Source organism: Kitasatospora sp. NPDC059577, assembly GCF_042735475.1.
Lineage (GTDB): Bacteria > Actinomycetota > Actinomycetes > Streptomycetales > Streptomycetaceae > Kitasatospora.
On the sequence record NZ_JBHWBZ010000073.1, the window covers coordinates 1 to 3,371 of the forward strand.

Here is a 3,371-nt window from a genome sequence, read left to right on the forward strand (position 1 = left end):
AGGAACCGAGCCACGACGCAGAAATGCGAACGCAACCCAGCCCGAACCTGGGAAGTGGTGTTTCAGAGGATTGGCCGCCCCGGGACCGTCCGCGCTGATGCGTGTCCGGTGCTCCCTGCCGAGCGACTAGGGAACACTACCCCTGTCCGGTGCCGGAGGCAAACCGGCCCCGGGGACGGTCCGGGTGCAGACGGCCCGGCCCGGCTTCACGTACTCGCCGTTGGGGTGGTCGTTGCCGGTGACCCAGTGGCGGGCGGTGGCTTCGTCACGGCCGCCGTCGCGGTGGCGGCCGAGTAGGCGCTCCTCGCGGACGGCGTCGTCGGTGTGGACGTACCAGAGTTCGCGCAGCAGTCGGCGAGCGTCCGGCCAGGGGGTGTCGGAGGAGGCGAGGTAGTTGCCCTCGGTGATGACGAGGCGGGTGTGCGGGCGGACCACGTGTCGGGCGGCGACCGGTTCGTCCAGGGTGCGGTCGAAGTCCGGGACGTAGATGTCCTGGAAACGGTCGGCGGCGATGCGGCGCAGCAGGGCGACGTAGCCGTGGGCGTCGAAGGTGGCCGGGGCGCCCTTGCGGTGGGTCAGGCCGAGGCGGTCGAGCTGGGCTCCGGAGAGGTGGAAGCCGTCGAGCGGGACGTAGGCGGCGGTGCCGGGTCCTTCGGCGCGCTCGACCTCGGCGACCAGGCGGCGGGCCAGGGTGGACTTGCCGGCGCCGGGCGGGCCGGCAAGTCCGAGGATCGTACGGGCGTTGCTGCCCGGGCCGCGGAGGAAGCCGAGGGCTAGGGCGGTGAGACGGTCCTCGTTCATGGCCGCACCCTACTCACCGGGGGTTCGCGAAGCGGGGCCTTCGGTCACCCGACGGCCGGAGCGGCCGTTCGCTCAGTGGGGCCGTTCGGCCAATGGGGCCATTCGCTCAGTGGGGCCGTTCGGCCAGTGCGGGCAGGTCGAGGGTGAGCGTGCCGGCGTCGGCGTCGAGCACGGCGGGGACGCCCAGCGGGACGGTGAGGGTGGACGGGCAGTGTCCGAAGCCCAGTTCCCAGAGCACCGGTATGCCGAGCCCGCCGAGCCGGTCGAGCATCACCTCGCGGACCCGGTCGGGCCGTCCGCAGCCCTCCCAGGAGCCGAGGGCGATGCCGGCCACGCCGTCGAGGGCGCCGGAGCGCAGGAACTGGGTGAGGAGGCGGTCGAGCTGGTAGGGGTGTTCGTTCACGTCTTCGAGCACCAGGATGCTGCCCGCGAACGAGGGCCGGGCGGCGGGGGTGCCGCGCTCCGCGGCGAGGACGTGGGTGCATCCTCCGGCGGTGATGCCGCGGGCCCGGCCGCCGACGAGTGGGGCGGCGGTGGGCGAGGTGAGGACCGTGGTGGCGGCGGGGTCGAAGAGGGTGCGGCGCAGGTGCTCGGCGGTGGGCCCGTCGGAGATGAAGGAGGCCCCGGCGGCCAGCGGCCCGTACAACGTGGCGAGGCCGAGGCGCTGGGCGAAGGCCTCGTGCAGGGAGCTGACGTCGCTGAAGCCGATGAAGGGTTTGGGTGCGGCGGCGCGCATCGCCGTCCAGTCGATCAGGTCGACCATGCGGTGCACGCCGTAGCCGCCGCGGGCGCAGATGACGGCGTCGACGGTGGGGTCGAGCCAGGCGTTCCGGAGGTCGGCGGCGCGGTCGGCGTCGGTGCCGGCGAGGTAGCCGAGGGCGGGGTGGGTGTCGAGGACGTGCGGGGCGACGGTGACGCGCAAGCCCCAGGAGCGGAGGATCGCGCAGCCGGCGGTGAGGCGTTCGGGTTCGATCGGGCCGCTGGTGGCGACAACGGCGATGTGGTCGCCGGGGCGCAGGTGCGGCGGGCGGGTCAGCCCCTGGCCGGGTGTGGTCGGGTGCTGGTCCATGGGCCGGGCCGCCTTTCGGGCGCGGGAGCGGGGTGCGGGCGGCCGCGGTGTGGTCGCGGCCGCCCGGTGACGATATGCCCCGTGTCAACCGGCCGATGTCTCCGGGGCGGGGCGGGGTCTGCGTGCGGTCCGGCCCGGTCCGGCGGGGCCTCGCCGGGGTGAGTGCTCTTCAGATCACGGCGCCCATCACGTCCCTCACCTCCGTCAGGGTGGCGTCGGCGACGGCGTTGGCGCGCTCGGCGCCGTCGCGCAGGACCTGCCGCAGGTGGCCGCGGTCGGCGGCGAGTTCGGCACGGCGGGCGCGCAGCGGGCGGAGGTGCTCGTTGACGGAGTCGATGACGACGCGCTTGAGTGCGGCGGCCCCGCCGGCACCGATCTCCTCGGCAACGGCTTCGGGGGCGCGGTCCTGGCAGAGCGCAGCGAGCAGGACGAGGTTGGCCACCTCGGGACGGCGGACCGGGTCGTAGTCGATGTGGCGGTCGGCGTCCGTCCTGGCGCCGCGGATGATCTGCGCGGTCTCGTCCTCGCCGGCGCCGAGGGTGATGGCGTTGCCCCGGCTCTTGCTCATCTTGCCGCCGTCGGTGCCGAGCAGCATGGGGGCGTCGGACAGCAGCGCCTGCGGGCGGGGGAAGACGGCGGTGCCGTCGGCGTGCGGGTAGCGCTCGTTGAAGCGTCGGGCAACGGTGCGGGCGACTTCGAGGTGGGGCAGCTGGTCCTGGCCGACGGGGACGAGGTCGGCCTTGCAGAAGAGGATGTCGGCGGCCTGGTGGACGGGGTAGGTGAACATCAGCCCGTTGACGGCGGACTGGCGGGAGTGCGCGATCTCGTCCTTGACGGTGGGGTTGCGGTTCAGCTCGGCGACGCTGACCAGGCTGAGGAGGGGCAGCAGCAGTTGGTTGAGGGCGGGGACGGCGCTGTGCGCGAAGATCGTGGCCCGTTCGGGGTCGAGACCGGCTGCGAGGTAGTCGAGGACGAGGCCCTCGGTGTGCTCGGCGAGCCGGTCGGCGATGTCGCGGTCGGTGATGACCTGGTAGTCGGCGACCACGACGAACATCCCGACGCCCTGGTCCTGCAGCCGGACGCGGTTGCGCAGGGTCCCGAAGTAGTGGCCGAGGTGGAGCGGGCCGGTGGGGCGGTCCCCGGTGAGGACGCGGTGGGCGGTCGGGTCGTCGATGAGGTCGGGCGCGGACGCGGGGCCGGTGGTGGCGGACGCGGGGCCGGTGGTGGCCGCGGCAGCAAGGTCGGTGGCAATGGCGGTGGCGGTGGCGACGGTCTCGGCGGTCACGGGTTTCTCCTCGGTACGGCGGTGGTGGCGGCCGTCCGGGCGAGGGGCCCGTCCCGCGGGAGCGGGAAACACAACAGGGCCGTCCATCCCGGACGGCCCTGGTCAGGCGAGTGCTGGTGGCCGGGCGAGGTCGGCCCCCCGTGAAGGGCCCCCCAGCGCGTGATGGGGCCCCACGGCGCGTCTCGCCGCCCCCCGCGCGCGGGGTGGGGTTCGCGG

Annotated in this window: 3 protein-coding genes; all 3 read right to left on the reverse strand. The window is 74.2% G+C overall.

Annotation, left to right across the window (positions count from 1 at the left end):
* Positions 1 to 126: 126 nt before the first annotated feature.
* Positions 127 to 801, reverse strand: a complete 675-nt coding sequence (locus ACFV0O_RS36310) for a nucleoside/nucleotide kinase family protein (RefSeq protein ID WP_380348341.1) — start codon at positions 799 to 801, stop codon at positions 127 to 129.
* Between the two features lie 106 nt (positions 802 to 907).
* Positions 908 to 1,870 (reverse strand): LD-carboxypeptidase, encoded by a 963-nt coding sequence (locus tag ACFV0O_RS36315; protein WP_380348342.1) that lies wholly within the window; start codon positions 1,868 to 1,870, stop codon positions 908 to 910.
* 169 nt (positions 1,871 to 2,039) lie between these two features.
* Positions 2,040 to 3,044, reverse strand: coding sequence for a tryptophan--tRNA ligase (gene trpS / locus ACFV0O_RS36320; RefSeq protein ID WP_380348386.1), 1,005 nt, complete (start codon positions 3,042 to 3,044; stop codon positions 2,040 to 2,042).
* Between the last annotated feature and the right edge of the window lie 327 nt (positions 3,045 to 3,371).